This window comes from Methylobacterium sp. WL18 (assembly GCF_008040015.1).
Classification (GTDB): domain Bacteria; phylum Pseudomonadota; class Alphaproteobacteria; order Rhizobiales; family Beijerinckiaceae; genus Methylobacterium; species Methylobacterium mesophilicum.
Map to the genome: position 1 here is coordinate 1 of NZ_VRVD01000449.1, position 3843 is coordinate 3843.

Annotated in this window: 5 protein-coding genes; all 5 read left to right on the forward strand. The window is 67.7% G+C overall.

Annotated elements, in window-relative coordinates; translation table 11 throughout:
* The coding region (gene fabG / locus FV228_RS22670) for a 3-oxoacyl-ACP reductase FabG (protein WP_147856662.1) at positions 1-644 on the forward strand (644 nt) is incomplete at its 5' end.
* Between the two features lie 277 nt (positions 645-921).
* Positions 922-1161: an acyl carrier protein gene (locus FV228_RS22675; protein ID WP_007559070.1), complete on the forward strand. Its 240-nt coding sequence runs from the start codon at positions 922-924 to the stop codon at positions 1159-1161.
* A gap of 187 nt (positions 1162-1348) precedes the next feature.
* Positions 1349-2611 carry a beta-ketoacyl-ACP synthase II gene (gene fabF / locus FV228_RS22680; protein ID WP_147856663.1) on the forward strand — a complete coding sequence of 421 codons (1263 nt, stop codon included), beginning with the start codon at positions 1349-1351 and terminating at the stop codon, positions 2609-2611.
* Positions 2612-2916: 305 nt separating this feature from the next.
* Positions 2917-3168, forward strand: coding sequence for a DUF4926 domain-containing protein (locus FV228_RS22690; protein ID WP_147856664.1), 252 nt, complete (start codon positions 2917-2919; stop codon positions 3166-3168).
* On the forward strand, positions 3165-3506 hold the full coding sequence (locus FV228_RS22695; protein ID WP_147856665.1) for a DUF6883 domain-containing protein: 342 nt from the start codon (positions 3165-3167) through the stop codon (positions 3504-3506). Before FV228_RS22690 ends, FV228_RS22695 begins: the two co-directional genes overlap by 4 nt.
* Positions 3507-3843: the final 337 nt, after the last annotated feature.

Here is a 3843-nt window from a genome sequence, read left to right on the forward strand (position 1 = left end):
CCGTGGCGCTGTCCGGCACGAGGCCCGCGGCGCTGGAGGCCCTGGCCGCGGAACTCGGCGAGCGGGCGAGTCCGGTGGCGGCCGACCTCTCCGACAAGGACTCGGTGGAGGGCCTGGTGCCGGCGGCCGAGGCGGCGATCGGGCCCCTCGACATCCTGGTCAACAATGCCGGCATCACCCGGGACAACCTGTTCATGCGGATGAAGGACGACGAGTGGGAGCAGGTGCTCGCCGTCAACCTCACCGCGGCCTTCCGGCTCTCGCGCGCGGCGGTGAAGGGCATGATGCGCCGCCGCTCCGGACGGATCGTCAACATCGGCTCGGTGGTGGGCTCGACCGGCAATCCCGGCCAGGGCAACTACGCCGCCGCCAAGGCCGGCCTGGTCGGCATGACCAAGGCGCTCGCCGCCGAGGTCGCCTCGCGCGGGATCACGGTCAACTGCATCGCGCCGGGCTTCATCAGCTCGCCGATGACCGACGCGCTCAACGAGAAGCAGCGCGAGGGCATCCTCGCCCGGGTGCCGGCCGGGCGGCTGGGCGAGGGCGCGGAGGTCGCCGCCGCCTGCATCTACCTGTCGTCCGCGGAAGCGGCCTACGTCACCGGCCACACCCTGCACGTGAACGGCGGCATGGCGATGTTCTAGGCCCGAAGCGATGTCTTAGACACGCGCGGGCCACACCGATGAAGGGATTCTGAACGGCTCTCGCCAGGGCGGGAACCCTGTGCTACCACGCCCCGCAGCCGTACAGGGGGTTGACGGTTCAGCGGGTTTTCAGTCCAAGGCCCCCCGGCGGGGCCCTCCCAGTTCACCTCGAAACACGCGCGATCGACACCGGCTCGCCAACAAGCCCGAAGGGGCGCGGCGCGGCCACGGCACCCCGAGAAGACTGACAGACCAAAAGGACGAGGACGGAAGACCGATGAGCGATATCGCTGAGCGCGTGAAGAAGATCGTCGTCGAGCATCTGGGCGTCGAGCCCGAGAAGGTGGTCGAGAGCGCCAACTTCATCGACGACCTCGGTGCCGACAGCCTCGACACCGTCGAGCTGGTCATGGCCTTCGAGGAAGAATTCAACGTCGAGATCCCGGACGACGCCGCTGAGACCATCCAGACGGTCGGCGACGCGGTGAAGTTCCTGGAAAAGAACTCGGCCGCCTGAGGCGCCGGATTCGGTTTCACGCGGCGCGGGTGAGGCGAAGCAGCCCCCGCGCCGTTCTGCGTTTCGCGGTTCGGTGGCACCGATCCGGCCGCGATCGGTTGTTCGAGATGCGCTCCGGCACCGGGCCGGCGTCGATGGCGGCGGGGGGAGCGCGTCCCAAGACGGTTCTTGAGACGGGACAGGTAGCATGCGGCGGGTGGTGGTCACGGGTCTGGGGATGGTCACGCCGCTCGGCAGCGGGGTGCAGCACACCTGGAGCCGGCTGATCGCGGGCGACAGCGGCGCCGGCCCGATCCGCGGCTTCGAATCCGCCGACCTGCCCTGCCGGGTCGCCGCGCAGGTCCCGTTCGGCGACGGCACCGACGGCACCTTCAACCCCGACGCGGTGATGGAGCCCAAGGAGCAGCGCAAGGTCGATCCGTTCATCGTCTACGCGATGGCGGCGGCCGACGAGGCCCTGAAGGACGCCAACTGGCACCCCAAGAGCCACGAGGACCAGTGCGCCACCGGCGTGCTGATCGGCTCCGGCATCGGCGGCATCGGCGGCATCTACGACGCCGCGATCACCCTCCACGAGAAGGGCCCGCGCCGGATCTCGCCGTTCTTCATCCCGGGCCGGATCATCAACCTCGCCTCCGGCCAGGTCTCGATCGCCTACGGGCTCAAGGGCCCGAACAACGCCGTGGTCACGGCCTGCTCCACCGGCGCCCACGCCATCGGCGACGCGAGCCGCCTGGTGGCGCTCGGCGACGCCGACGTGATGGTGGCGGGCGGGGCCGAATCGCCGGTCAACCGCCTGTCGATCGCCGGCTTCTCGGCCTGCCGGGCGCTGACCACCGGCTTCAACGACACCCCGGAGAAGGCCTCCCGCCCCTACGACCGCGACCGGGACGGCTTCCTCATGGGCGAGGGCGCCGGCATCGTCGTGCTCGAGGAGTACGAGCACGCCAAGGCCCGGGGCGCCAAGATCTACGCCGAGGTGGTCGGCTACGGCCTCTCGGGCGACGCCTACCACATCACCTCCCCGTCCCCGGACGGCGACGGCGCCTTCCGCTGCATGACCGCGGCCGTGAAGCGCGCCGGCATCTCGCCCGCCGAGATCGGCTACATCAATGCCCACGGCACCTCGACGCCCATGGGCGACGAGCTGGAGCTGAAGGCCGTGGAGCGTCTTTTGGGGGATGCCGCCGCCAACGCGACGATGTCCTCCACCAAGAGCTCGGTCGGCCACCTGCTCGGCGCCGCCGGCTCGGTCGAGGCGATCTTTTCGATCCTCGTCCTGCGCGACGGCGTGATCCCGCCGACGCTCAACCTCGACAACCCCTCCGTCCAGACCAAGATCGACCTCGTGCCGTTCGAGGCGAAGCGCAAGCAGGTGGACGTGGTGCTGTCGAACTCGTTTGGGTTTGGTGGGACGAATGCGAGTTTGGTGATGCGGCGGGTCGCCTGACGGCCGAAGCTACTTAGTCTTGCGCGATTAAAAGCAGGGTCGCGGGTCTCAGCTGCGTTTCTGACTGTGCGATCCCAAACCTCAACCTCATCCTGAGGTGCTGCGCAGCAGACTTGAAGGAGGCCTCCAGGGATTGCGTTGCTGGCTGGAGGCCTCCTTCGAGGCCTCTGCTTCGCTTCGGCGCCTCAGGATGAGGCTGCGGGGGGGAAAGACTAGTGACACCGGCTCTCGGGAGACCGATAGTCTTCAGCTTGGTCTTCGGAAACGGTGCTTGCGCAATCCCGGCGCGCGCCTATCATGCTGCCATGACGCTGGAATTCGCCTACCAGTTTCGGCAGGACGCATCGCGGTCGGATCTTCGGGATCTCGACCGGGTTGCATTGATGACGGCTGCGACCAGCGACGATGGCGATGTGCTGGCACCGGGCACGGAGGGAACCATCGTCGGCGTCTATCGCGACGGTGAGGCCTACGTGGTCGAGTTTCCGACACCCGTCGGCGCGCTTGCGACGGTTCGGCCCGGGGACATCAGACTCGTCGAGCGCGCCCTGGTGTGACCGCCGACGTCGAAGCGATCGTCTGGACCGTCGAATGGCCCAAGATCGTCAGCTACCTGCTCAACCCTCTGCATACCGACGGCGCCTCCAAAGCCAAGTATCTGCTGGCCTTCGGCTATGCCGCGGAGGAGCCCGAACGGCTCGCGGGTGATCTGGTGAGACACGCGGTCGATCATTGGCCGGGGCGCGCCGTGGTGGTTCCCCTCGGCCTGCCGCGCCGCGTCTTCGAAGGCCCCCTGGAAGCACCGGATCGACGTGTCATGTCGCTCCGCAGCGTTTGGGAAGTCGCCAGCGCTACGCAGGGGCGGTTCCTCACCGCTTACCCTTGGAAGTCCTGACGGGCGATCCGGTCTCCGCTGGAGGAGGACGTCGGCGACGCGCCGAATATGTTTGCTGATCGTCCCAACCTCCCCCTCATCCTGCGGTGCCACAGAGTAGGCCTCGAAGGAGATCTCCAGAGGTCACGGTGATCCCTGGCGGGCTCTTTCTAGGCTGCTGCGCAGCACCGCAGGATGAGTGAGAGATCAGAAAATCCGCTTGTGGCAGTCGGTGATCACTTAAGTTCTTACGCTTCAGAAGATCGAAGCTTCGGGTTGCTTAGGACCCACCAAGTCATTCCGGCTTTCCTGCACGCGGGTGACCGCAACCCTCACCACCCCCGCCGCTCCTCCGCCC